Annotated in this window: 15 protein-coding genes; all 15 read right to left on the bottom strand. The window is 74.8% G+C overall.

All coding sequences use genetic code 11. The features are described 5' to 3' along the window. Window positions 1–31: 31 nt before the first annotated feature. The 15 genes from HHX33_RS20455 to HHX33_RS20385 all read right to left on the bottom strand — a co-directional run bounded on the left by HHX33_RS20455 (window position 32) and on the right by HHX33_RS20385 (window position 25,333). Window positions 32–265: a DUF1918 domain-containing protein gene (locus HHX33_RS20455; protein ID WP_182876011.1), complete on the bottom strand. Its 234-nt coding sequence runs from the start codon at window positions 263–265 to the stop codon at window positions 32–34. Window positions 266–380: 115 nt separating this feature from the next. Then, complete coding sequence (locus tag HHX33_RS20450; protein WP_182876010.1) at window positions 381–1,013, bottom strand: V-type ATP synthase subunit D; 633 nt, start codon at window positions 1,011–1,013, stop codon at window positions 381–383. After that, window positions 1,010–2,383: a V-type ATP synthase subunit B gene (locus tag HHX33_RS20445; protein ID WP_182876009.1), complete on the bottom strand. Its 1,374-nt coding sequence runs from the start codon at window positions 2,381–2,383 to the stop codon at window positions 1,010–1,012. Before HHX33_RS20445 ends, HHX33_RS20450 begins: the two co-directional genes overlap by 4 nt. Next, on the bottom strand, window positions 2,380–4,056 hold the full coding sequence (locus tag HHX33_RS20440; RefSeq protein ID WP_220502010.1) for a V-type ATP synthase subunit A: 1,677 nt from the start codon (window positions 4,054–4,056) through the stop codon (window positions 2,380–2,382). Before HHX33_RS20440 ends, HHX33_RS20445 begins: the two co-directional genes overlap by 4 nt. Continuing rightward, complete coding sequence (locus tag HHX33_RS20435; protein ID WP_182876008.1) at window positions 4,044–4,577, bottom strand: hypothetical protein; 534 nt, start codon at window positions 4,575–4,577, stop codon at window positions 4,044–4,046. Before HHX33_RS20435 ends, HHX33_RS20440 begins: the two co-directional genes overlap by 13 nt. Window positions 4,578–4,701: 124 nt before the next feature. Continuing rightward, entirely contained in the window at window positions 4,702–4,938 is a 237-nt protein-coding gene (locus HHX33_RS20430) for a V-type ATP synthase subunit F (protein WP_220502009.1), read from the bottom strand. Continuing rightward, window positions 4,935–5,288 (bottom strand): ATP synthase subunit C, encoded by a 354-nt coding sequence (locus HHX33_RS20425; protein WP_182876007.1) that lies wholly within the window; start codon window positions 5,286–5,288, stop codon window positions 4,935–4,937. The genes HHX33_RS20430 and HHX33_RS20425 overlap by 4 nt, the downstream gene beginning before the upstream one ends. Then, a complete protein-coding gene (locus HHX33_RS20420; RefSeq protein ID WP_182876006.1) occupies window positions 5,252–6,670 on the bottom strand; it encodes a V-type ATPase 116kDa subunit family protein in 1,419 nt (472 codons plus the stop codon). Before HHX33_RS20420 ends, HHX33_RS20425 begins: the two co-directional genes overlap by 37 nt. Further along, on the bottom strand, window positions 6,657–7,571 hold the full coding sequence (locus HHX33_RS20415) for a V-type ATPase subunit (RefSeq protein WP_182876005.1): 915 nt from the start codon (window positions 7,569–7,571) through the stop codon (window positions 6,657–6,659). The genes HHX33_RS20420 and HHX33_RS20415 overlap by 14 nt, the downstream gene beginning before the upstream one ends. After that, entirely contained in the window at window positions 7,568–8,002 is a 435-nt protein-coding gene (locus HHX33_RS20410) for a hypothetical protein (protein WP_182876004.1), read from the bottom strand. The genes HHX33_RS20415 and HHX33_RS20410 overlap by 4 nt, the downstream gene beginning before the upstream one ends. A 105-nt stretch (window positions 8,003–8,107) precedes the next feature. Continuing rightward, window positions 8,108–10,075, bottom strand: coding sequence for a multicopper oxidase family protein (locus HHX33_RS20405; protein ID WP_182876003.1), 1,968 nt, complete (start codon window positions 10,073–10,075; stop codon window positions 8,108–8,110). Between the two features lie 53 nt (window positions 10,076–10,128). Continuing rightward, entirely contained in the window at window positions 10,129–12,960 is a 2,832-nt protein-coding gene (locus tag HHX33_RS20400; protein ID WP_259402669.1) for a glycosyl hydrolase family 95 catalytic domain-containing protein, read from the bottom strand. Window positions 12,961–13,284: 324 nt separating this feature from the next. Further along, window positions 13,285–14,709 carry a cellulose binding domain-containing protein gene (locus HHX33_RS36255; protein ID WP_259402668.1) on the bottom strand — a complete coding sequence of 475 codons (1,425 nt, stop codon included), beginning with the start codon at window positions 14,707–14,709 and terminating at the stop codon, window positions 13,285–13,287. A gap of 620 nt (window positions 14,710–15,329) precedes the next feature. After that, window positions 15,330–16,700, bottom strand: a complete 1,371-nt coding sequence (locus tag HHX33_RS20390; RefSeq protein ID WP_182876001.1) for a cytochrome P450 — start codon at window positions 16,698–16,700, stop codon at window positions 15,330–15,332. Further along, window positions 16,697–25,333: a type I polyketide synthase gene (locus tag HHX33_RS20385; RefSeq protein ID WP_182876000.1), complete on the bottom strand. Its 8,637-nt coding sequence runs from the start codon at window positions 25,331–25,333 to the stop codon at window positions 16,697–16,699. The genes HHX33_RS20390 and HHX33_RS20385 overlap by 4 nt, the downstream gene beginning before the upstream one ends. Window positions 25,334–25,335 lie beyond the last annotated feature (2 nt).

The raw sequence follows: 25,335 nt of genomic DNA, 5'->3' as shown, positions 1-25,335 counted from the left end.
CCGGCTGCGCTGACCCGCGTGCCGCGCTCCGTCACCGGCCGGCCGGCCGGGTCTCTTTCTCCCTGTGCTCGCCATGCTCCCGGCGGGGCTCCACGTGGGCGTCCGGGCCCGGGAAGATGAGGGTCTCGTGCTCCTCGTCCAGCCATCTGACCACGTACGGCGGGGACCCGTCGCTGTGGTGGAGGGCCGTGATGACGCCCTTACGGCGAGGCCCGTCCAGGTGCAGGCTCTCGATGATCAGCCGGTCGCCGACTGCCGCTTTCATGTACGCCCCCTTCTCACCCCGTCGCCGCAGTTCCAGCGTGGCCGGGGCCGCGCCTCCCGCTTAGGGCAGGAGGTCCCGTAACCGAGGGACCTCGTGCCCTGTCACCGCGGGTGGGTCAGCCTCCGGGGTCCTGCTCGGCCTCGCGGGTGGCGGCGGCGCGGCGGACCCGGGCGCCGTCGGCGCGTTCCGCCTCGTCCAGCGACAGTTCGACCTCGGCCAGCGCCGCCTCCATGCGGGGGAGGACGTGGTCGCGGAGCGCGCGGATGCGGCGGCCGGTCGCCTCCTCCTCAGCGGCCACGACGCGGGCGGCCTCCGCGGCGACCGCGTGGTCCACGGCGGCACGCAGCGCGGCGTGGCAGGCCTCGCGGGCGGGGACGAGCGCGGCCGTGAGCGGGAGCGGGGCCGACGGACCGGGCTCGGCCGGCGCGCGGAAGACCGCCCGGCGGGGATAGCGCGTCCCCATCGCGTCGGCCCAGTCGACCCGCACCTCGGCGAGCCGGCCGTCGCCGGCCAGCCGGATCGCGCGCCGTCCGCCGAGCAGCGCGGCGCGTGACGACCACGCGTCGGCGGCTCGGCAGGCCTCCTCCCACTCCCGGCCGGTGCGGGCGGCCTCGCGGGCGAGGCGGTCCCGCTCCTGCCGCAGGATCCGCAGCTTGCGGTCGAGCACGGCGAGTCCGTGGCGCAGCACGGCCAGCCGGTGCCGCAGCCACAGCCGCCCGGCTCGCCCGGGAGGGACGCGGATTCTCATGCCTTCTCCCGGTAGCCCGCGTCCAGCGCCTCGGGCGACAGCATGGTCAGATCCCGGCGGGGGAGCACGGAGACGACCTGCCAGGCACGGTCGAAGGTCTCCGCGAGCGAGCGGGACTCGTCGCCGCGCTGGGCGAGCAGCCGCCGCGTGAACGCCTCCGCCAGCGCGAGGTGACGGCGGTCTCCCTCGCCGAGGGCGCTCTCCCCGACGAGCTCGGCCAGTTCCCTCGCCTGCCGGGCGCGGGAGAGGGCGGCGACGATCTGCGCGGCGAGGTCGGCGTGTTCCGGCCGCGTACGGCCCCGCCCCACGCCCGCCCGCATCATCCGCGACAGGGAGGAGAGCGGGTCGATGTGCGGATAGGGGGCGACGTCCCTGGTCATCAGGATCTGGCCTTCGGTGATGTAACCGGTGAGGTCGGGCACCGGATGCGTGATGTCCCCCGCCGGCATGGTGAGCACGGGCAGCACGGTGAGGGAGCCGGGACGTCCCCGCACCCGGCCGCACCGTTCGTACAGGGAGGCGAGGTCGCTGTAGAGATAGCCGGGGTAGGCCCGCCGGGCGGGGATCTCGCCGCGTGCGGCCGACACCTCCCGCACCGCCTCGCAGTAGCCGGTCATGTCGGCGAGCACCACCAGCACGTGGTGTCCCACGGCGAAGGCGAGGTGCTCGGCGATGGTCAGGGCGAGCCGCGGGGTGAGGATCCGCTCGATGACGGGGTCGTCGGCGAGGTTCAGCAACAGGGTCAGCTCGCCGGCGGCGGAGCGCTCCTCCAGCGTGTCCCGTACGGTCGCCGCGTCGGCGTGGGTCAGCCCGATCGCGGCGAAGACGACGGTGAACGTCTCGCCTCCGGCGTTCGCCTGCGCGGCGATCTGGGCGGCCAGCTCCAGGTGGGGCAGCCCTCCGGCGGAGAACAGGGCGATCTTCTGCCCCCGGACCAGGGTGGTCAGCAGGTCGACGGCGGAGACGCCGGTCAGCACCGGGTCCGACGGAGGCTCGCGCAGGGTGGGGTTGAGGGGGAGGCCGTTCACCGCGGCGTCCGCCGTCCCGAAGACCGGAGGGCCGCCGTCCAGCGGCCGGCCGCGCCCGTCGCAGACCCGGCCCAGCCAGCCCGGGCCGACGGGGATCCGCATGGGATGTCCGGCGAAGGCGACGCGGGTGCCCTCGGCCCGGATTCCGGCGGTGCCCTCGAAGACCTGGACGACGGCGAGGTCGTGGTCGGCCTCCAGGACGAGACCCTGCCGGCGCTCCCCCGTCTCCAGCTCGATCGACGCCTGCTCGTCCCAGCCGACGCCCCCGGTGGTGCGGACCACGACCAGCGGCCCGCGCAGTTCCACCACGTCCGTGTACTCCACAGGGGCCCAGACCGTCATCGCGATCCCTCCAGCGCGGCGAGCACCGCGTCGCGCCGGGCCGCGATCTCCTCCTCGGGCGCCTCCTTGGCCCGCAGGATCGGCGTGAAGTCCTGCTGCTCCAGCCGTGCGACCGGCACCTGACTCTCGACCAGGCTCCGGCAGCGGTCGACGACCGCGAGCAGCGCGTCGGCGAGCAGGGCGGTGCGATCCGGCCGGCAGAAGGAGTCGCGGGGGCTGAGCGCGCTCTGCCGCAGGAAGCCCTCCGCGATCAGCCGTCCGGCGAGCAGGGCGACCCGTTCCTGCGGGGGAAGCGTCCCGGCACCGACCAGTTCGGCCAGTGCGGACACGCGCTCGGCCTCCGCGAGCAGGCCGCTCACCAGCCCTCTCCGCCGCGCGCCGCCCGGGACCGTCGCGGCCATCGCGTCCGCGTCCCGGGCGAAGGAGCCCGGCCAGGACACGGCGGGGTAGTGCCGCGCGTAGGCGAGGTCGCGGTCCAGCGCCCAGAGGGTGCGGACGAACCGCTGGGTCTGCGCGGTGACCGGCTCCGTCATGTCGCCGCCGGGCGGGGAGACCGCGCCGATGATCGTGACCGACCCGGTGACGCCGCCGAGCGTGGTCACCCGGCCCGCTCTTTCGTAGAAGGCCGCGAGGGCGGAGGCCAGATCGGCGGGATAGCCCTCCTCGGCCGGGAGTGCTCCGCGGCGCGAGCCCAGCTCCCGCAGGGCCTCCGCCCACCGGGAGGTCGAGTCCGCGATCACCACCACGTCGTAGCCCATGTCGCGGAAGTGCTCGGCCACCGTGACGCCGGTGTAGACGCTGGCCTCGCGGGCCATCATCGGCATGTTCGACGTGTTGGCGATCACGACGGTCCGGTCGGCCAGCCGCCCGCCGGTGCGCGGGTCGGCCAGCCGGCCGAGCTCGGCGACGACGTCCGCCATCTCGTTGCCGCGCTCCCCGCAGCCGACGTACACCACCACGTCGGCGTCGCACCACTTGGCGATCTGCTGGAGCAGCACGGTCTTGCCGGTGCCGAACCCTCCGGGCACGGCCACCGTGCCGCCGAGGGACACCGGCAGCAGCAGGTCGACGACCCGCTGCCCGGTCGTCAGGGGGACCGGCTCCGGGAGCCGGGCGGCGTACGGCAGGGCCCGCCGCACCGGCTGCTCGCGTTCGAGGGTCACCTCGGCGCCTCCGACGACCGCGACCGGCTCCCCGGAGGGGCAGGGGCCGGCCGGCCGGATCCGTGACACCTGCCCGCCGGGCGAGAGCACCAGGTAGGGCGGCGACGATCCGCTCTCGACGCTGCCCAGGGGCGTTCCGCGCGCCGCCGCGCGCCCCTCTCCGGCCAGCGGCGTGAAGCGCCACGGGCGGGCCTCCGTACGGGCGGGCGGCGCGGTGGGGTCGAGCCACATGCCCGCGCCGCCGAGCGGGCGGAGCAGCCCGTCGAACACCCCGCCGAGCAGATGGGGGCCCAGCCGGGCCGACAGCGGCCCGCCCCGTCGCTCGGCGGGCTGGCCCGGGGCGAGCCCGCCCGTGTACTCGTACGCCTGGACGGTGGCCCGGTCGCCACGCAGGGCGATGATCTCACCGGGCAGCCGGTGCGGCCCGAGGACGACCGACTCGAACATCGCCGCACCGGTCAGGCCCTCGATCTCGACCAGCGGGCCGTCCACCCTGGTCACGGTGCCCACAGGCGTTCCACCTCCGCACCGAGGGCGTCCACGGCCCGTTCCGCGAGTGCCGTCAGGGAGCAGTCGACGCGGCGGCCCGGCCCCTCGGCCACGACGCCGCCGTCGGGGTGCTCGCGCACCACCAGGTCGTCGCCGCCCGCCTCGCGGGCCAGTTCGCCCAGGCGTTCGACGAGCCGGGGATAGCAGGGGTCGTCGCGGAGCGCCCGCACGGCCGCGACGACCCGCCCGCGCAGGTCCGCCAGGATCTCCCGCCGGGCGGCCAGTTCCCTGCCGCGCGCCTCCCGGCGGGCCCGCGCTCGCGCCGCCGCCGCGTGCGCCGCCGCCTTCGCCTCCCCCTGCCGGGTGGCGTCGGCGACGACGGCCAGGGCCTCCCGCCGGGCGTCGGCGGCCGTACGGGCGGCCTCGCGTTCGGCCGCCCCGGCGACGGCGTCCGCGTCCAGCCGCGCCTGTCGCAGCAGCGCCTCGGTCACGGGCGCGAGCGCGTCCCGCATCGTGATCACCGTGTTTCCCGCTTCGCTCATCGGGGCGCTCGTACCCGGCTGTTCGTGCCCGGAGGCACGCGAGGAATCCAGCCCTCGTCGCTCGTCCCTCGCTCCTCAGTCCAGGCCGCCGGCGCGCCCCTCCGGCTCGCTCGGGGCACGGGCGTCATCCCGGCATCACCACCGTCAGCGGCCCGCCGGGCGTCTCCCCCGGCGCGGCGGCGTCCAGGGCCTTGGCGGCCCGAGGGGTGAGGACCACGACCGCCACCCCGGGCCCCAGGCTCCGCCAGGCCGTCCGGACCTCCGCGGCGTCCTCGGCCACGAGGACCAGCGCGCCCGCCAGGCCGAAACCGGCGACGCGGACCGCCTCCCCGATCACGGCCACGGATCCCACGCCCGTCACGCCCTCTGGATGAGGATGACGCCGACGACGAGGCCGTAGATCGCGATTCCCTCGGCGAGGCCGACGATGACGATGGCCCGGCCGAAGAGTTCGGGCCGTTCGCTCATCGCGGCGAGGGCGGCGGCCCCGGTGTAGGCGACGGCGATGCCCGCGCCGATCGCCGAGACTCCGACGGCGATCGCCGCGCCGAGCAGCGCCGTCCCGTTCACGGCCGCGGCGGCGGCCTGGGCGCCGCCCGCGTCCGCCCTCGGGGCGCCCGCCGCGGTGAGCGCCGAGAGGAGCACGGCGAGGGCGGTGAGCACGACGACGGCGTTCACGGCCTGCAGGCCTCTCCTGATCCAGACGGACATGACCTCGCCTCCCCGGATGTCGGTGGAAGACGCCACGGACGGAACGGACGCCCCTCGGCCTGGAAGAGCCGGGAGAACAGCTCGTAGTACTCCAGCCGCAGGGCCTGGACGCCGACCACCAGCGCCTCGATCGCGAACGCGAGCGCGTTGCCGACGACGAAGACCACCACGGCGGCGACCGGACGGACCGCCCACAGCGTGGTCGTGCCCATCCAGACGATGGAGCCGATGGCCGCGTGGGTGAGGCCGAACGCCGCGAGCCGGGCGAACGACACGAGGTTCGCGCCCAGCCGTACGACCACGTCGAACAGCCGCATGACGGCCTGGGCGACCCCGCTCGGGCCACCGCCGGCGTCGGCCAGGAAGCCGGTGAACGCCAGGATCAGTCCCGTGGCGGCGAGCGAGCCGCCGGCCAGCGCGAGGAGATCGAGGCCGGCGAACCATCCGGCGACCGCAAGACCGGCCCCTAGGAACAGCGCCGCGCCGGCGATCCCGGCCGAGGAGTAGAGCGCCACCGGCCAGCCGCCCTCGCGCCATCGGTTGACGACGCCGAGCGCGTAGGCGCCGCCGAGCAGCAGCACGCCCACGCCGAGCGCGGCGAGCAGAAGCCGGCCGGGCCGGGCGAGCGGTGCCAGCCACAGCACCGGCACCAGGCCGGTGGGCCCGAAGAACTCGCCGTAGGCGAGGCCGAACAGGATGCTCGTCACCCCCGCGCCGAGGGCGAACGGCCACCCCCGGCCGAACCGGGCCAGCGCCCCGGGACGGCCCGTCCGGTGCGCGCGGTACAGCACCGCCGCCGCGACGAGCAGCAGCGCTCCGTGACCGGCGTCGCCGAACATCATGCCGAACATCACCACGTACGCCCCCGCCGCGAGCGGAGTGGGATCGATGTCGCGGTAGGGCACCGTCCCGTACGTGGAGACGACCGGGGACAGCGACCCGCGCAGCCCGCCGGGCCGGAGCAGCGACGGCGCCTCGACGCCCCTCGGCCGGGAGATCACGACGACCGCGCCGCCGAGGGCCGAGAGACGGCCCGCCAGTTCGGGCACCGCCGGGGCGGGCATCCAGCCGGCGAGCGCCGCGACCTCGTCCCGCACGACGGCCGCCTGCGCCACCGTATCCAGGGAGGCGTCGGCGGGTGTGGACAGCTCGACCGTCCCCGCTGTTCCGACCCGCCGCAGCACGTTCGTCAGCACGCGCGAGGGCGCCACGATCGCGACCCGTTCCATCCGGACCGGCCGCAGGGCGTCCCGCCAGGCCGGGCGCGGGCCGGCCGGATGCGGCCCGGCCGGGTTTGAGGCGGCGTGGTTCGAGGCGGCGGAGCGCGGGTCGGCCGGGTTCGAACGAGGCGTGTGCGGGCGGCCGGCGTCAGAGGAGGACATCGCCGCCGCCTCCCCGCGCGGCCAGCTCCAGCGCGGCCCGCACCCGGCGGGCGTCCGCGGCGAGCACGGCCACGGCCCCCAGGACGGGCCCGGCCGAGAAGGCGGAGCCCGCGAGCAGGGCGCGGCCGTCCTCCTCCACCCGCCTCCACCAGCGCCGTTCGGCGGTCCACAGCCCGCTCGGATCACCGACCTCCAGCAGCGCCCAGCGCGCGGAGGAGGGCAGGCGCGGCACCATGTCCGCGACGGACGTCGCCGCCAGCGCGTCCGGCCCGAGCAGGGCCCGGGAGCGGTCACCCGCCCCGGCCGGGAGCTCACGGCGCTCCGCGTGCCGTTCCCGGGCGACCAGCAGGGCCGTCGCGCCGGCGACCCAGCACCGGGCGGCCTGCGGAAGGGTCGCGGAGAGGCGTTCCGCCCAGGACAGGCGCATGCCCAGCTGGATCTCCCGGCGGGCCGCGCCACCGGGATCGCCCCACGGGGAGGCGGCCAGGGTCGCCCGGATCTCGGTCAGCGACCGGCACCGCCGCAGCCGCGGCCAGGTCGTGGTGAGCGACCCGAGGACGAACTCGGGCTCGGCGGGCCGGCCGCCGAGGCGGCACATCAGCTCGTCCACGTTCGCGATCTCGAACCATCGGGCGATCAGCCGCATCATCTGGCCGCCCTCGCTCGGGAGCCAACCGGCCAGGACGCGCAGGTGCCACAGGAGCGTGGCGAGCACGGCCCACTGGGCGTCGGCGAGGCTCTGGCCGGGCCGTACGTCGTGCCCGTAGGAGGAGCGCGCCAGCACGGCCACCGCCTCGGCGCAGGAGCCGCAGGCGGCGAGACGGCGGGCCCGCCGCGGGCCGAGCCCGCGGCGGAGGAGCGCCCTCGCCCGGGTGGATCCGGAGACCCAGGCGGCGGTCACGGCGGATCACCCGCGAGGGCCCGGACCTCCGCGACGACCAGGGCGACCATGTCCGGCATCCGCTCGGCGGCGCGTCCGCGGACGTGCTCGGCCGCGGCCTCCGCGTCCCGGAGGAGGGCCGCGGCCTCCTCCTCCGACCTCCACCGCGCCGACGACGCGGCCCGCGCCCGCGCGGCCGTCGCCTCGACCCGCGCCGCGGACAGGACGTCGGCGGCCCGGGCCCGCGCGTGGTCCCGTGTCTCCTCGGCGCGCCGGCGGGCGGCGCGCCGCTCACGGGCGCACCGCTCCCGCGTCTCCTCCAGGAAGGAGAAGACCGCCTCCAGTTCGGTGGCCGGGTCGGCCGCGTAGTCCGCCGGCACCCCGGCGGGCGCCGCGGCGCCGGGTGCGCCCGCCGGACGGAACCGCTGGAGGAAGTCACGCAATCGAGCCATCCGCTCACCTCCACCCGCATGGAGTGATGCCCCGGCAGCGGCCCCATCGTGCAGATCGGCACCCCTGACCTGGTGCTTCTCCCGCCAATCTTTGTCCCGGTCGTGCTATCGGCCGCCGATGCGGTAGGGCCGCATCATCTCGTTGTCCTCGTGCTCCAGCATGTGGCAGTGCCACACGAAGAGCCCGGCCCGGTCGAAGTGGGCCTTGACCCGGGTCACCTCACGGGGCAGGGCGATGACCGTGTCCTTGCGTCCCCGCTCCCAGGGCCGCGCCGGCCGCGCCGGACCGTGGAACGGCGTGCGGTCCACCACCTCGAAAAGGATCTCGTGGATGTGGATGGGATGCGCGTCCGGCGTGAGGTTGTGGAACTCCCACATCTCGACGTCGCCGACGCCCGGGTTCTCCGTGACCGGGTCGTGCCACCTTCTCGCGGCCCATCCCTGCCCGGCGGCGTCGCCCAGCAGCGTCGTGACGGGACCCGCCCCCCGGACGGCGGAGCCCTGCTCCAGCAGGGCGAGCCTCCTCGTCCGTACGGCCGGGCCGAGCCGGGCGGCCTGGGGGAGCTCCAGCTGGTCGGGCGGCACGCTGAGGTCACGGCCGGAGGCCGGCCGTACCAGGAACTTCAGCACCTGCCCGGTGGTGGCGGGATCGGCGGGCGGGGCCGCGGTCTCCCCCCGGTACGGCCCGTCGGGCCCCTCGTTCACCAGGTAGAGTGGGGTGCCCGGCGGAACGCACGTGAAGTCGACCACCACGTCGGCGCGTTCGGCCGGGGCCAGCAGCAGCCGGTCGAGCGCGACCGGCGCGGGCAGGAACGCGCCGTCGGCGCCGATCTGCCAGAACGGCAGCGCCGATCGGACGGGCCGGGCCACCGGCGAGCCGGCGATGCCGAGGGCGAGGACCCTGGCGTTGCAGCCGTTGAGGAAGCGGAACCGGTAACGGCGCCGCTCGACCTCCAGCAGCGGCCAGGTCCGGCCGTTCGCCGTCATGGTGGCGCCGAAGAACTCCGGCACCCAGATGGGCGGGACGTCGGTGCGCGGGACGTACGGGCCGCCGTACCCGCCGGCCGCCCGGCTGCCGGGGTAGTGGAGCGAGCCGTCCGCGGTGAACGTCCTGTCCTGGATCACGATCGGGATCTCGTGGCAGCGGGTCCCCGCCCGGTCGCCCGCCCCCGGCGCCGGCCCGGGTAGGACGCCGGACGGCAGGTCGGCCGGGCCGCCCCGGAGCAGGTAGAACCCGGCCATGCCGGCGTAGACGTTGAGCCGGGTCACCCCGAGCGCGTGGTCGTGGTACCAGAGGGTGCCCGGGTGCTGGTCGTTGCCGTACCGGTAGACGGCCGACCCGGTGTACCAGGCGACGCCCGTCCGGCCCTCGAAGGCGGCGGCGAAGGCCGCGTACCGGGACCCCTCCCGCGCGTAGCCGGCCGGGGTGTCCCCGGCGGCCAGGAACCACGCCTCGGGGTATCCGTCGCTGTCGTCCGGGCTGTGCCCGCCGTGCAGGTGGGTCACCACCGGGACCGGCCCCCGGTAGGGCTCGGGGGTCGTGGCGAACGCGGGCCTGCCGTCGCGGCCCGGCGGGCCGCCGGGCGGGTTCGCCCAGTGCAGCGTCGGATCGACGGGCAGCAGGTGCGGAAGATGATCACCCCACCGGTCCACCAGCTCGTTCACCCAGGTCACCTGGACGGGGTGGTCCACCCGGGCCTCGATCGTGCGTCCCGGGACGGCGAACGTGCCCCGGTGCGGGGCCGAGCCGTAGCCGAAGACGGTCGTGGGCGGTGCGCCGGGCGGCAGGATCTGCTGCCGGAACCGGCGCACGCCGATGACGTAGCGGTCGAGCGAGCCGTCACCCGTGGGCGCGGCCGGCATCACCGTGGGCATCACGGCGGGAACGGGCAGCGCGGCCACGTACTTGGGCACGGACGCGGCGTCGAGCAGCGGGGGCCCGGCGGGCGCCGGCCGGCGGGTGGGTCCCGCCGGGCCGCGCGCCCCCACGAGCGTGACCGCCGCGCATCCTTTGAGGAAGTCCCGCCTGGTCAGCCGTCGTGTGACCCGCCGTATGCCCCGTCGTGTGTTCATGGCGATCCCCCGCCGCCCCGACACTCCTTTCCATCATGCCCGGATCGGCCGGGTCACACGCCGGTGATCGTCCAGTGGTTGTTGGTGCTGTTGTTCGGCGTCCACATGCCGACGTTGGAGCCGGCGCTGGTGTAGCCCATGCCGTCGAGGGAGGTCCCGGTGCCGCGGTTGATGATCTGGGAGCGGCCGTTGCCGACGTCGTTGAGGCGCCACTGCTGGTTGTTGCCGCCGTTCCAGGCCGACTGCCTGGCGATGGCGCCGTTGGCGTTGTTGCCCCAGCTGTCGATGACCATGCCGTTGGTGCGGTTGACGATCCGGTACCAACCGCCGCCCAGGTCGACCAGCTGCCACTGCAGGTTGTTGCTGCCGTCCCAGTTCCACTGCTTGACGTTCGACCCCGACGCCACGTTGCCGCCGCTGTCCAGCACCAGGCCGGTGGTGGCGTTGACGATCCGCACGTAGGTCGACGGCGGCGTCGGTGACGCCGAGGCCGACGGTGACGCCGACGGCGAGGAGGTGCTGCCGGACCCGGTCAGGCGGTAGGTGCGGCCGGCCTGGCCGGTCAGTGCGACGACGTCGGCCTCGGGCTTGGTGACGGTGACGGCCTCACCGGTCTCGCTGTCGACGACCTGGTAGGTCCCGGTGAAGATCCGGTTGCGCACCTTGACGGTGCCGGCGCGGTCGAACTTGACGAGGATCTCGGTGGCCACACCGGAGCTCCAGGTCGCGCCGACGGTGTAGCCGCCGCGCCCCCGCAGGCCCTGCACCTTCCCGCTCGGCCACGCCGAGGGCAGCGCGGGCAGCACGTGCAGCTCGCCGTTGTGGCTCTGCAGCAGCATCTCGGCGATGCCGGAGGTGGCGCCGAAGTTGCCGTCGATCTGGAACGGCGGGTGCAGGTCGAACATGTTCGGCGCGAGCCGGTCCGTCCTGACCAGGAGGCGGATCAGGTTGTGCGCGCGGGCGCCCTCCTCCATTCGCGCCCAGTAGTTGATCTTCCAGGCGAGTGACCAGCCGGTCCCGTCGTCTCCGCGCAGCTCCAGGGTTCGGCGCGCCGCGTTGTACAGCGTCGGGGTGCCCCGCTTGGTGATCTGGTTGCTGGGGTGCAGGCCGTACAGGTGGGAGATGTGCCGGTGGTTCTGCTCGGTCTCCACCCAGTCGTAGAGCCACTCCTGGATGTTGCCGCGCGAGCCGACCTTCATCGGCGCGAGCCGGTCGCGGGCCGCGAGGACCCGGGTGCGGAAGTCGGAGTCGGTGCCGAGCACCAGGCTCGCCTGCGCGCACGCGTTGAACAGGTCGCGCAGGATCTGGTTGTCCATCGTCGGGCCGGCGCACACGCTGACGCCCGAGTGGTGGGGCAGTTCCGGGGAGTTCGACGGGTTCGTGACGAGATAGCCGAGGCTCGGTTCGGTCACCAGGGTGTCGAGGAAGAACTGCGCGGCGCCCTTCATGGCGGGGTAGTACTGCTGCAGGAAGTTCACGTCGCCGGTGAACTGGTAGTGCTCCCAGATCAGGGTGGACAGCCACGCGCCGCCGGTCTGCCACATGCCCCACAACGCGCCGTCGACGACCGACGTGGCCCGCCACGCGTCGGTGTTGTGGTGGGTGACCCAGCCACTGGCGTTGTACTGCACCCGGGCGGTGCGGGCGCCGGTCACCGAGAGGTCGTTGATCATCTTGAACACCGGGTCGAAGCACTCCGACAGGTTCGTCGTGTCGGCCGGCCAGTAGTTCATCGGCAGGTTCGCGTTGATGGTGTACTTCGAGTCCCACTGCGGGGCCAGCGAGTCGTTCCAGATGCCCTGCAGGTTGGCCGGCTGGGTGCCGGGGCGCGAGGAGGAGATCAGCAGGTAGCGGCCGAACTGGAACAGCAGCACCGAGAACTGCGGGTCGGTGGTGTTCGCGTGCTGCGCGATGCGCACGTCGGTCGGCTGGTCGGCCGCGGACGTCCGGCCCAGGTCGAGCGTCGTGCGCCCGAACAGGTTCTGGTAGTCGGCCACGTGCCGGGACCGCAGGTCGTCGAAGGTGCGGGCGACGGCGGAGTTGAGGTTGTTGCGGGCGATGCCCTGGTAGTCGCCGCCGACGTTCTGGTAGTTGACGTAGCTGGAGCCGATGGAGATCAGCAGCGTCACGCTGTTGGCGCCCCGCACCTGGAGCGTGCCGCCGGAACTGCTGACGGTGCCGCCGTCGGTGACGGCCTTGGCCAGTGCCAGGAACTTGACCGAGCCGGTCTTGCCCTCGAAGTTGCCCGAGATGCCGTCGATACCCACCGACGTGCCGTCGGGGCTGGTGCGGGTGACGCGCTGCGGGCTGTCGAACGTCGCGGAGAAGGTGATCGATCCAGCCCGGTCGGCGGTCAGGCGGACGACGATGACCTGGTCGGGCGCGCTGGCGAACGTCTCACGCCGGTAGTTGACGCCGTTCTGCGAGTACGTCGTCACCGTGGTGGCCGTGGTCAGGTCCAGCAGCCGGTTGTACCCCGAGACTCCGCTGGAGCCGGCGCTGAAGGTGAGCCGCAGGTTGCCCACGGTCTGGTAGGCGAGCTGGCCCGCGGGGCTGCCCAGCATGTTCTGGTCGATCAGGGTCTGGGCCTGGCTCCACTGGTTCTGGAATACCAGCTGCCTGATCTGCGCCAGCGCCCCCGCGCCGCGCGTGTTGCTCTGGTCGTACGGCCCGCCGCCCCAGACGGTGTCCTCGTTGAGCTGGAGCCGCTCGACGTCGACGTTGCCGAACACCATCGCGCCCAGGCGCCCGTTGCCGATCGGCAGCGCGCGCAGCCAGTCCGTCCCGGCGCTCTCGTCGTACCACAGCGCCAGATCGTTCGCGGCGAGCACCTGCGCCGGCGCCACCGACCCGGCTCGCGCGGCCGCCGTCCACTGCAGGGGCAACAGCGCGGCTCCGGCTCCGGCCGCGCCGAATCGCAGCGCTTGCCTTCGGGTGAAATCAGACAATTCACTTCTCCAAGTCCACGGCGGGTACGGACACGTCGGAATCGTTTCGACCAGGAGTTCGGCTCCGGGCGAGACGCGGTGGGTGTCCGGGGGGATGACCTGCGGCCCGAAGGCTCTGAGGGAGGCGGCGGTAGGGGTGAAGTTCTCTCCGGCAGGGCCTCCCACCGCCATAAGAGGCCCTGCCGGAGCCCGGAGAGGATCGTGTGTGCGGCCCTCTCCGGAGTCAACGGGACATCGGTCGGCACACCGTGCCGCGAACGGTCACGGGCTGGTGCAGGTGAGGGTGGGGGTCGACGGCGTGCCGGTGGCGAGGAACCCGAAGGCGGCCGAGCCGCCCGCCGGGAGCGAGCCGTTGTAGGAGGCGTTCTTCACCGTCACCGAGGAACCGCTCGTGCTCAGCGTGCCGTTCCACGCCTGGGTGATCGTCTGACCGCTGCCGAGCGTCCACCTGACGGTCCAGCCGTTGATCGCCGAGTTGCCCGCCTTCACCGTGACCAGCGCCTGGTAGCCGCCGGGCCACGAGTTCTGCGGCTGGTACTCGGCCACGCAGGCGCCCGGCGGCGGGGGCGACGGACTGGTGTGCGGCGACTGCGAGGGCGACTGGGAGGGCGACTGCGACGGGGACTGCGACGGGGACTGCGACGGGGACTGCGACGGGGACTGTGACGGCGACTGCGAGGGCGACTGCGACGGGCTGGCCGAGGGGGAGGCGCTCGGCGACGACTGGCCCGGCGGCACGTACGGGCACTTGTTGCGGTACATCGAGATGTTGCTGGAGTCCGCCAGCGGGCACAGGAACTGGGTGTACCGGGTGTCGTTGTCCACCCAGATCTTCAGCCAGGGGATCAGCACCCGCATCTCGGTCGTGTTGGCCCGCGTCGCGAACAGGTGGTCCACCCCGGTGATCTCCACCCACGCGCTCGGCGTCGAGGCCGGGATCGTGGTGTACAGCCCGTTGAGGTACGACTGCGTGACCGTAGTGTCCCGCTGGCCGGAGATGAACATCGTCGGCACCCGGTCGTTGGCCAGGCCGTAGTCCCCGACGGGCGAGCCGGGCGCGAGCCCGACCCCGGCCTTGAGGGTGGGCCGCCGGAGGATCGCGCTGAGGACCCCCGCGCCGCCCGCCGAGTGGCCGACGACCGACAGCCGGTTGGGGTCGACCCGGTCGCGTACCGAGCTGCGCTGGGTGAGGTAGTCCAGCGCGGCGAGCAGCTGGGTCCCCCGGGCGTCCGCGCTGTCGGTGCGGCTGTTGGTCTCGATGCCGATCACCACGAAGCCGAAGGAGGCGAGCCAGGGGCCCATCCAGGCCTCTTCGTTGGCGAACAGGGCGGAGTAGCCCGGCACGATCGCGACCCCGCCGAACGTCCCCTGGCTGGTGTCGGTCGGATAGTAGATCACTCCGCCGCCGAAGCCGTTGCCGGCCGGCACGCTGGTCTGCGCGGTCGCGAAGGTCCCCCTGGTCGCCGCGACGCTCGCCACGGTCGGGTTCGGCCCGCGCTGGTAGGGATTGTCCGCGGCCGATGCCGGCCGGGTCGCGATGGCCGCCGAGAACAGCCCGATGACGGCCACCGCCGCCGCCATCGCCCGGCCCATCGCGCGCCGGAGCGACCGGCTCCGCGAGCCGGGTCCGGACGCGGGCGTGGATGGTCGCCGGGTTCCCGGCGGCGGAACGACGTGTGCGCCCATGCCTGAGCCTCCATGACTGCAACCAGAGAAAGGGGGAACGCGGGGCATTCAGCGCTGGACGCCGTGCTCCCGGGCAGGGGAGCGCACACCATGAGGGCGTCGCGAAGGGCGGCCCTCCGCCCCGCGCACCACCACCGGACAGCGGGAGACCGCCTCGGGGCTCAGTGTGGAAACCTCACCGAAATGTGTCAAGGGTAGGGTGACGCAGCGAAACCCCCGATCTATGCAAACCGCCTTGTGATCCCGGCATCGTCACAGCCGGCCGGTGGTCCGGGAGCGAAGTCATCGGATGAACGTTTCACCCCGGCGTCTTCTCGGGCGAGCCCCGCGGAGCCTCTGATGCGGCAGTTCGGCCGCTTCCGCGCCCTTCCGCGTTCGCGGCCGGACGCACAGCGCCACTTGACACCGTGCCCCCGCCTCGGCTTTGCTCCGCCCCACCACCACCGGTTGGTCTGTCGATGTGGAGGAGGGTGAAGACGAGGACGGATTGTTAGCGTTAACAATCATCCGAGGGGCATGCCTGCGTCCGGCTCGTCCCCGGGACCCCGGCGGACACCACGTCGAGGCCCCGCGACCGCCGATGGCGGAGGCCTTTCGGAGACGGGCGGGTCACGCCGCCGTCAGTCCGTCGTCACCGGGCGCAGCGACGCGTGCATGGTGCCTTCGGGCTGGAGAGTGAGGCCGATCTTCGGTGCGAACTCACCCGGCTCGACCTCCAGATGGAAGCGCTGGGCGATAGTGGCCAGGACGAGGACCGAGGCGACCATGGCGAAACGCACGCCGATGCACACGCGAGTGCCGCCGCCGAAGGGGAACCAGGCACTCTCGGTGACCGTTTCGGCCGACGAGGCGTCCCGCGCCCACCGTTCCGGAGAGAACTCCTGCGGGTTCCCGAACCAGCGCGGGTCGAAGTGGGTGGCCCACGGGCTCATCCACACCTGGGTGCCCTTCCGTAGGGGCCGGCCCGCCAGCGTCGCTCCCTCGTCCGCCAGCGCGTAGATCATCCAGACCGGCGGCCGCATCCGCAGCGCCTCCTTGACGATCTGCTCGCAGTACGGCAGGCGCGCGTAGTCCTCGTAGCCGGGGACACGGCCGTTCAGGACCCGCCGCAGTTCATCGGTGAGCCTCTCCCGGACCCGGGGGTGGCGGGAGAGCAGATACCAGACCCACGTCAGCGCGGTGCCGGTGGTCTCGTGCGCCCCGACGTACATGGTGACGCACTCGTCGCGGATCTCCTTGTCGGTGAGGTGCGCGCCCGAGGCGTCCCGCGCGGCCAGGAGCCTGGTGAGCAGGTCGTCCCGTTCGGTCGGCGACTCACGCCGGAGGGTGACCAGGCGGCGCACCTCCGTGTCGAGGACGTCGACCGCGCGCTTGAGGCGGCGCCGTCCGGGCGTGCGCATCCAGTCGGGCATCATCGGCCCGAGACCGCGGAACTCGACGCCGATCTGGTGCTGGGCGATGAGCATGGAGTCGGCGATGACCTCCTCGCGCACCCCCGCGTCGGTGCCGAAGATCGTGCGGACCGTGATGCGCTGGCTCAGCGCGAGCATCTCCGCCGTGACGTCGACGCGCCGGCCGGGCGCCCACCGCGCGGCGAGCTCCTGCGCCGCCGCGCTCATGATCTCCGCGTACGCGCGGACCTGCCGGGGACGTACGGCGGGCTGCACCATGCCGCGCTTACGCCGCCATTCGGGGCCACGGGACGTGATGAACCCGTCGCCCAGCAGGTGCCTGAAGGCGTAGCCGAGGTCGGGTTTGCGGAAGGTGAACTCGCGGCCGGCGAGCACCTCGTGGATCATCTCGGGGTTGTTCAGGAAGACGACGGGGGTCGGGCCCAGCCGCCACCGCACCTGGTCGGCGGGGTAGGAGGCCAGGCGGCTCAGGAACGCGAGGGGGTCCCTGGCGAACTCCGGGAGGCTGCCGAGGAGCGGCAGCCCGCGCGGGCCGTCGAGGACCGGGGCGATGGCGGTGTGGTCCGCTGCCGTGGTCATGAGGGGACTCCTTCGAGGGCGAAGAGGCCGGAGAGGTGGGCGGACAGCAGCGCCACCGAGGGGTGGTCCAGGGCGACGGTGGAGGGGAGGTCGGCGCCCAGCGCCTCGGAGAGCACGGTGCGCAGGTCGATGACCATGATCGAGTCGAGTCCCATGACGGCGAACTCGAGCTCGTCGTCGATCTCCGCGCCTTCGCCGAGCACGCCGGCGGCCGCGGCGCGGACGGTCTCCCTGAGCAGCCCGTCCCGCGACGCGGGGTCGAGGGTGGCGAGTTCGTCCCGGAGCCAGCCACGCGGACGGCGCCGGGAGACCACCGGACCGGCGGGCGGGGGGACGGGACGAGGCGACGCGCCGGGGAGGAGCGCCGCGGCCGGATGCCCGTCCAGGTGGGAGGCGTGGCGCTCCTCGTCCAGGCGTACGGCGACCAGCCGGGCGGGACGGTCGGCCAGGGCCTCCAGGAGCAGGTCCTCCGCCTCACGGTCGCTGAGCGGGCTCACCCCGCTTCTCGCGGAGGCCCGCTCCGTCGCAGCCGAGGCGGCGAGCCCACCGGCGTCCTCCGGGATCCAGGGTCCCCAGCCGATGCTCGTGGCGGGGACGCCGCGGGCGCGCAGCGACTCGGCGAGGCCGTCGAGGTAACCGTTGGCCGCCGCGTAGTTGGCCTGACCGGCGGAGCCGAGCACGGCCGAGGCGGAGGAGAACAGCACGAAGGACCTGAGGGTACGCGGGTCCAGGACCGCCGCCAGGGTGTCGGCGCCCCGGGCCTTGGCCGCGAAGACCTCGCCGAAGGAGGAGCCGGTCAGCCGGTCGAAGGCCCGGTCGTCCGTCGTGCCCGCGAGGTGGAGCACGATCCCCAGCGGGGCGTCCCGTCCCGCCTCGGCGACGGCCCGGCGGCAGGCCGCGGGATCGGTGACGTCGCCCTGGACGACGCGGACCCGGACGCCTTCGGCGGTCAGGCGGGCGATGACCGCGCGGGCGGCGGCGCCGGGGGCCGAGCGTGCCATGAGCGTGACGGCGGGGACGCCGTGGCGGGCCAGGATCGCGGCGGCGCTCAGGCCCAGCGCGCCGAGTCCTCCGGTGATCAGGGCCGCGACGCCGGCCGGCGGAGAGTCGGTCCGCTCGCGCCGCCGGGGCGTCAGCCGCGCCGCCCGGACGCCCGCCGGCCCGACGGCGAGCCTCGTCTCCGGGACGCCCTCGTCCAGCAGTCGCGTGAGGGCGGCGGCGACGTGGGCGGGCTCCCAGCCGGCGTCGAGCGTCACCCTGATCAGCCGCCGATCCCGCTGCTCGGCCTCCAGGGACGAGAGCATGCCCCACAGCGCCTCGCGGACCGGTGCCACGCGGTGGTCCGCCGCCGCCACGACCACGTAGGGAACGTGGGGCGGGGCGGCCTTGAGGGAGTCCGCGAGGGCCTGGACGGCGGTCAGCGCGTCGTCCGACGTGGCGGGCTCCGGGGGCGGGGTGAGGAACCGGGCGTCCAGGATCAGATCGGTTGCCAGGCCGGGTGGCAGGTCGGAGGAAAGATGGAGAAGCGCGGCGTCGCGGCCGAGCGCCCGCGTCCGGTGCCCGAGCCGCTCGCACGCCTCGCCGATCCCGCCGCCGGCGCCCAGGACGGCGATGTGTCGGACCCGGCCGCCGGGCGCGGCCGTCGCCGTCCAGCCGGTCCAGGTCAGCTCGTAGGCGTTGGCCGCGCCGGCCCGCAGCGACCGGCGCAGCAGCGCGCGCGGCGCCATGCGGAAGCGGAAGCCGTCCACGGTGAGGATGGTCGCGCCGTGCTCGTCGAACATGTGGAGGTCGGCGGAGGCGATCCGCCGGAAGTCGCCGTCCGGGCCCGTCTCGCCGTCGATGGTGGCCCTGACGTGTCCCCACAGGTCCCCGACCGGTGCGGGACGGCCGGGGAAGGACAGGGCGGCGGCCGCGAACGGGATCGCGAGGTCCTGCCCCTCCGTCGCGGTGTCCCCGCGGGCGCCGGCGACCGCGAAGACGACGGCGGACTGCAGGCACGAGTCGAGCAGCCCGGGGTGGATCTCGTAGTCCCCGGGGTCCTCGCTCATCGCGGGCGGCCGGGTGAAGCGGATGAGCGCCTCGGCGCCGCGGATCCACACCTGGTCGATCCAGCGGAAGGACGGGCCGAGGTGGTAGCCGAGCCCGCGCAGGTGCCGGTAGAAGTCCTCGCCGGTGAGGTGCGTCCCGGCCCCGGCCATGAACGCGTCCGGGTCGGGCGCGCCGCGCGCGGGAGCGGGGGCGCCGGGGACGAGCCTGGCCGTCAGGTGCTCCTGCCAGCGGTCGGCCTCCACCAGGCTCTGCACGCTGACGGTCCGCCTGCCGTCGCCGGCCTCGGTCTCGACGGTCTGCAGTTCGTAGCGTTCGCCCTCGCGGATCACCAGCGCCCGGGGGAAGTGCAGGTCCTCCAGGGAGACGGGGGCTCCTTGGGGCGCCAGCGCCGACAGGGCCGTCGCGATCTGGGAGGCGCCCGGCACCGAGACCGTGCCGTAGAGGCGGTGGTCGTCGAGGTGCGGCGGGTAGTCCGTGGTGCGCTCGGTGCGGAAGACCCGGCCGCGGAAGGCGGGTGAGCGCAGCGGGGTGCCCCAGGGGGGCGCCGCCGTCCTGGCCCGCGCCCAGTGCCGGGTGGGCGCGAACGGATAGAGCGGCGCGCCGGAGCGGGGGACGCCGCCCGGTCCCCGGGCCGCCCGCCAGCGGACGTCCTGGCCCAGCAGGTAGAGCGAGGCGAGGGCGGCGCGCAGGGAGGCGTGGTCGCGCGCTCCCCTGCGCAGGGAGGAGACCGCGCCCGGGGCGAAGCCCCCGGCACGGACCAGGTTCACCAGGGTCCGGTCGGGGCCGATCTCCAGGCAGACGTCGACGTCGAGCGCGGTCAGCCATCGCAGGCCGTCGTGGAACCGGACGGGCTCGCGGGCGTGCCGGCACCAGTACTCCGCGTCGTACGTCCCGGGACCGGCGGGCGACCCGGTGAGGTTCGAGATGATCGGCACCTCGGGGTCGTGGAACTCCATCCCGGCGAGCAGCCCGGCGAACTCCTCGACGGCGGGGTCGAGCAGGCGGGAGTGGAACGCGTGCGAGACGTTCAACCGGCGATGGCGTACGCCCTCGGCGCGCAGGGCGGCCTCGAGCGCGTCCACGCACTCCGGAGCGCCGGACAGCACGCTCGCCCGCGGGCCGTTGCGGGCGGCGAGGTCGAGACCGAAGTCGTCGGCCCAGGCGGCGGCCCGGTCGGCGGGGGCCTCGACGGACAGCATCGCGCCACGCGGGGTCGCCTGCATCAGCCGGGCGCGGTCGGCGACGAGCAGCAGGCCCGCAGAGCGCTCCAGCACGCCCGCGTGGACGGCGGCCGCGATCTCCCCGACGCTGTGTCCCATGACCACGGCGGGGGTGACGCCGAAGGACTCCCACAGCGCCGCGAGGGCGAGCTCCAGGGTGACGAGGGCGGGCTGGGTGATCCTGGTCTCGTCGAGCAGCCGCCGGTCGTCACCGTGGAACATCGCCTCGGCGAGGGAGACGCCGAGGACCGGCCGCAGGGTGCGGTCGCAGGAGTCGAAGACGCGCCGGAAGACCGGCTCGGTCTCGTAGAGGTCGCGGCCCATGCCGAAGTACTGGCTGCCCTGCCCCGAGAAGAGGAACGCGACACGGGGCGGCCGGGTGGCCGGCGCGGCGGGCGGGTCCTCCCGGAGCGCCGCGAGGAGTTCCTCCGGGCCGCCGCCCAGCAGGACGCGGCGGTGGGGGAAGTGGGCGCGCCCGGCGCCCGCCGCCGCGGCGAGCGCGGGCAGTTCCCCGTCGGCCGCGGCCGACAGGCGGCGCTCCCACAGCGACGACAGCCTCGCGAGGCCCGCCGCGTCCGGCGCGGACAGCGGGATCAGATGGGGGCCGGACGACGGGAGCGGGGCGGGCCCGGCGTCCGGCGGGGCGTCGGAGACGATCACGTGCGCGTTGGTCCCGGTGAAGCCGAAACCCGAGATCCCCGCCACCCTCGGGCGCTCTCCGCGGGGCCACGGGGTCGGGGCCGCGACGACCCGCAGGTCCGTCTCCGACCAGGCGATCTGCGGGTTGGGCGCGCTGAAGTGCAGGTTCGCGGGGATGGTGCCGTGCCGCAGGGCGAGGACGGTCTTGATGACGGCGATCACACCGGCGGCCGACTCGCTGTGGCCGATGTTGCTCTTCACCGAGCCCACGTGGAGCGGACCGGACCGCCGCCGTCCGAGGACCCGCCAGGCCGCGCCCAGCTCGATGGGGTCGCCCAGCGGCGTCCCGGTGCCGTGCGCCTCCAGATAGGACACGTCGGCGCCGTCGGTCCCGGCGTCGGCGAGGGCCGCGGTCAGCAGCGCCTCCTGCGCCGTTCCGTTCGGCGCGGTCAGCCCGGACGACGCTCCGTCCTGGTTCACCGCCGTGCCCCGGATCACGGCGTACACCGGGTCGCCGTCGCGCCGCGCGTCGCTCAGCCGTTTGAGGACGAGGACGCCGCATCCCTCGGCCCGGACGAATCCCTTCCCGTCGGCGGAGAACGACCGGCAGCGGCCGTCCGGCGCGAGCATGTGGGCCTGGCTCACCGCGACCGAGGACATGGGATCGAGCAGCACGTTGACGCCGCCCGCGAGGGCCGTGTCGGACTCTCCGGAGCGCAGGGACCTGACCGCGAGGTGCACGGCCACCAGGGACGAGGAACACGCCGTGTCGACGGCGAGGGCGGGCCCGGTCAGCCCCAGCGTGTAGGCGACGCGCCCGGCCGCGGCGTTCAGCGCCGTGCCGGTGCCGTAGTAGGCGTCCACCGCCTCGGCGCCACCCGCCGCCAGGACGCGCGCGTAGTCGCCGTAGCTGATGCCGACGAACACGCCGGTGCGGGTGTTCCGCAGGGTCCGCGGGTCGATGCCGCCGTCTTCCAGGGCATGCCAGGCCGACTCGAGCAGCAGCCGTTGCTGCGGGTCCAGGTTGTCGGCCTCCCGGGCCGGGATGCCGAAGAACGCCGCGTCGAAGCGGGTGATGTCACGCAGGAAGCCGCCCTGGTCGGTGGTCATCCGGCCGCGCGCGGCCGCGTCCCAGCGGTCCTCGGGTGCGGTGGTGACGCCGTCGCGCCCCTCGCGCAGCAGCTCCCACAGCTCGTCCACCGAGTCGGCCTGCGGGAAGCGTCCCGCCATGCCGACGATGGCGATGGGCTCGGTGACCGGATCCGGCTCGGTGGAGACGGCGGCGGGATGGATGACGGGGTGCGGCCGTACGTCCCGGGGTGCGGGCGCCTGGTCCGCGGCGGACCGGCCGTCGCCGTCACCGTCGCCGAGGATGAAGCCGGACAGTTCGGCGATGGTGGGGTGGTCGAACAGGTCCGCCGGGCGCACCGGCGTCCCGAACACCCGCGACAGCGTGACGGCCAGGTCGGCCGCCATGATCGAGTCGAGCCCGAGGGAGAGGAACCCGGCGTCCTCCCGGAGCGCCGCGGGGTCGTCGTGCCCGAGCTGTACGGCGAGCAGCCGCGCGACGTGGGCCCGGACCACGCTCTCCCGTTCACGCTCCGGCAGGCCGCGCAGGTCCGGCAGGCTCCCCGCCCTCCGCGCCTCCTCCGGTTCCGCTGTCTCGGGTGCCTCCGAAGTCTCCGGCGCCGGTCCGGAGGCCGCCTCCCGCCGGGCGGCGCCCCCGGCCAGCTCCGCGAACAGGCCGCGCGGGCGCAGGCCCGACATGGTGCGCCCGAAGCGGTCCACGTCGAGCGGGCAGGCCACCAGGTGCCCGGCCAGCCCGGAGACCCGGTCGGCCAGCGCCGCGCAGCCCGCCCCCGGGTCCAGCTCGCCGACTCCCACCCGGGCCGAGCGCTCACGCGTGACGTCGTCCGCCAGCCCGGCGCCGTCAAGGGCCCACGGGCCGTACGCGATGCTCACGGCGGGCAGCCCGATGGACAGCCGGTGGGCGGCCAGGGCGTCCAGGCCGCCGTTGGCGGCGGCGTACGCGGCGCAGCCCTTGGTGCCCCACACGGCGGAGACCGACGAGACCAGGACGAAGAAGTCCAGCGGCCAGACGCGGGCGGCCTGGTGCAGCCACCAGGCTCCGCCGTACTTGTGCCGCAGCGCCGCCTCGAAGTCCGCGGCCCGCAGGTCGGCCGCCGGGGCGCGGCCGAGCGTGCCGGCCGCGTGGACCACTCCCCGCACGGCGGGCATGTCGCCCAGCGGCGCGCAGGCCGCGGCCAGGGCCTCGGGGGTGTCGCAACCTCCGCCCCGGTAGACGACGCGCACCCCGTCGCGCCGCAGCCGGGCCAGCAGGGCCGAGCCCTCCCCGGTCAGCTCGCCGGGCGCGCGGCGGCCGACGACGAGGAGATGCCGGGCGCCGCGCCGGACGAGGTCGCCGACCAGTTCCCGGCCCACGGCGCCGAGCCCGCCGGTGACGACGTAGGTGGCGTCGTCCCGGACGGTCAGGTGCGACGGCTGCCGGTCCGCCGGCCGCAGCCGGGCCACCAGGACGCGTCCGTCGCGGACGGCCGCGAGGTCCTCGTCGCCGCCGGCGGCGGCGAACTCGACCAGGGCCCGCGCGTCCTCGGGGGTGGGCTCGCCGGGCAGGTCCACGACGCCGCCCCAGGCGTCGCCGAACTCCAGCCCCAGTACGGGCGCCAGGCCGTGCAGGAGACCGTGGTCCGTGGCCGGGACGTGGTCGCGCTCGCTCGTGCGCAGGGCGGCGCGGGTCACCACGTACACCCGGCGGCCCGGCCGTCGCGCCGCCAGCTCGCGCACCTCGGCGGTGACCGCGGCGCAGAGATCGGCCCCCGCCGGCATCGGCGACGCCCGCATCGCCAGGAGCACGGGTCCGCCGGCGTCGGCGCCGACGGCGTCGGGACACGCCGACTCGATCAGGCCGAGGAGTTCGCGGTCGTCTCCCGTCAGCGTCACGGCGGCGGTGTCGACCGACGCCGTGACCTCCCGGACGGCCCAGCCGATCTCGTACGTGGAGGGGCGGCCGGGGGCGTACCGCTGCCGCTGCCAGGGGTAGGCCGGCAGGTCGGTCACCTGCCGCGGCAGGCCGGCGGCGTTCCGGGCCGGTTCGGCGACCTCCCCGGGCGAGTCCGTCGCCGGGCCCTCGTCGGCCAGGCGGCGCAGGGCCGCGGCCGCCGCCTCCGGATCGGCGGCGTCGATCCAGGCCTGGACGGGGTGCCGGGTCGTCCCGTGCGTGGCCGTGTAGGCGAAGGCCGCGTAGCGCTCGGGACCCAGCGCGACGACTCGTTCCGCGTAGCGGGCGGCGAGTGCCCGCAGCGCCCGGGGCGTCCTGGCCGACACGGTGAAGCCCCTGACGGGGACGCCCTCCGCGGGAGGCGTCACGGGGTCGGGCGGGCCCACGATCACGTGGGCGTTCGTGCCGCTCATCCCGAACGAGCTCACCCCGGCGTACGGCCCGCCGCCCTCGGCCCAGCCGGTGAGCGTGTCCGGCACGACGATGCCGGTGCCGGACAGGTCGATCCTGGGGTTGAGCGTCCGGAAGTGGACCACCGGGGGCACCTGGCGGTGCCGTACGCACAGGAGGGCCTTGATCAGCCCCGCGATGCCCGCGGCGGCCTCCAGGTGCCCGAAGTTGCTCTTGACGGACCCGACGTGCAGCGGCAGGCCGCCGTTGTCCCGGCCGATGACCGCCGCCAGGGCCTCCATCTCGATCGGGTCGCCGAGGGCGGTGCCCGTGCCGTGCGCCTCGACGTGCCCGATGTCGGAGGGCCGGAGGCCGGCGTCCTCCAGGGCCGCCCGCAGGAGGGAGATCTGGGAGAGCGGATTGGGCGCGGTGAAGCCGCCGGACCTGCCGTCCTGGTTGACGGCCGTGCCCCGGATCACCCCGTGGACCCGGTCGCCGTCGCGCAGCGCGTGGTCGAGCCGCTTGAGGACGACCGCCCCGCACCCCTCTCCCCGGGAGAAGCCGTTCGCCCTGGCGTCGAACGGCCGGCACAGGCCGTCCGGCGACAGGGATCGGGTCTCCCGCACCAGCCGCGCCGAGGTGGGCGACAGGATGAGGTTCGTGCCGGCGGCGAAGGCGATCTCGCACTCTCCGCGGCGCAGGGCCTGCACGGCCAGGTGTACGCCGACGAGCGAGGAGGAGCAGGCGGTGTCGACCGCGAGCGTGGGCCCGGTCAGCCCCAGCGCGTACGCGACGCGGCCCGCGGCGAAGTTGTGGCCGTTGCCGGTGGTGGCGTAGGCGTCGGGTTCGTCCCGTAGCCAGTCGCGGTAGTCCTGCCACATGACGCCGAGGTAGAAGCCGGCGCGGGTGCCCGCGACCCGCTCCGCCGGCAGGCCCGCGTTCTCCATCGCCTCCCACACCACCTCCAGCAGCAGCCGGTGCTGGGGATCGAGATGACGGGCCTCGCGGGGGCTGATGCCGAAGAACTCCGCGTCGAAACCGAGCACGTCGTCGAGGAACCCGCCGCGCTGGGGCAGGCCTTCCCACGCGTCGCCGAAGGGGCCCCTGCGCTCGCGCGGCATCGGGCGCACCAGGTCGCGGCCCGCGGCGAGGGCCGCCCAGTAGCCGTCGAGGTCGGTGATGCCTCCGGGCAGCCTGAGCCCGGCGCCCACGATCGCGATCGGCTGGTTTCCCCCCTGCTCGTCGAGCTGCCGCCGCAACGTGCGGATGGTGGCGAGGGCACGGGTGAGCGGGGTCGGCTTGGTGGCCTCTTCCATGG

The sequence above is a fragment of the Microbispora sp. H10670 genome, from assembly GCF_014161385.1.
GTDB lineage: Bacteria > Actinomycetota > Actinomycetes > Streptosporangiales > Streptosporangiaceae > Microbispora > Microbispora triticiradicis.
This window is presented reverse-complemented; position numbering and strand designations above follow the sequence as displayed.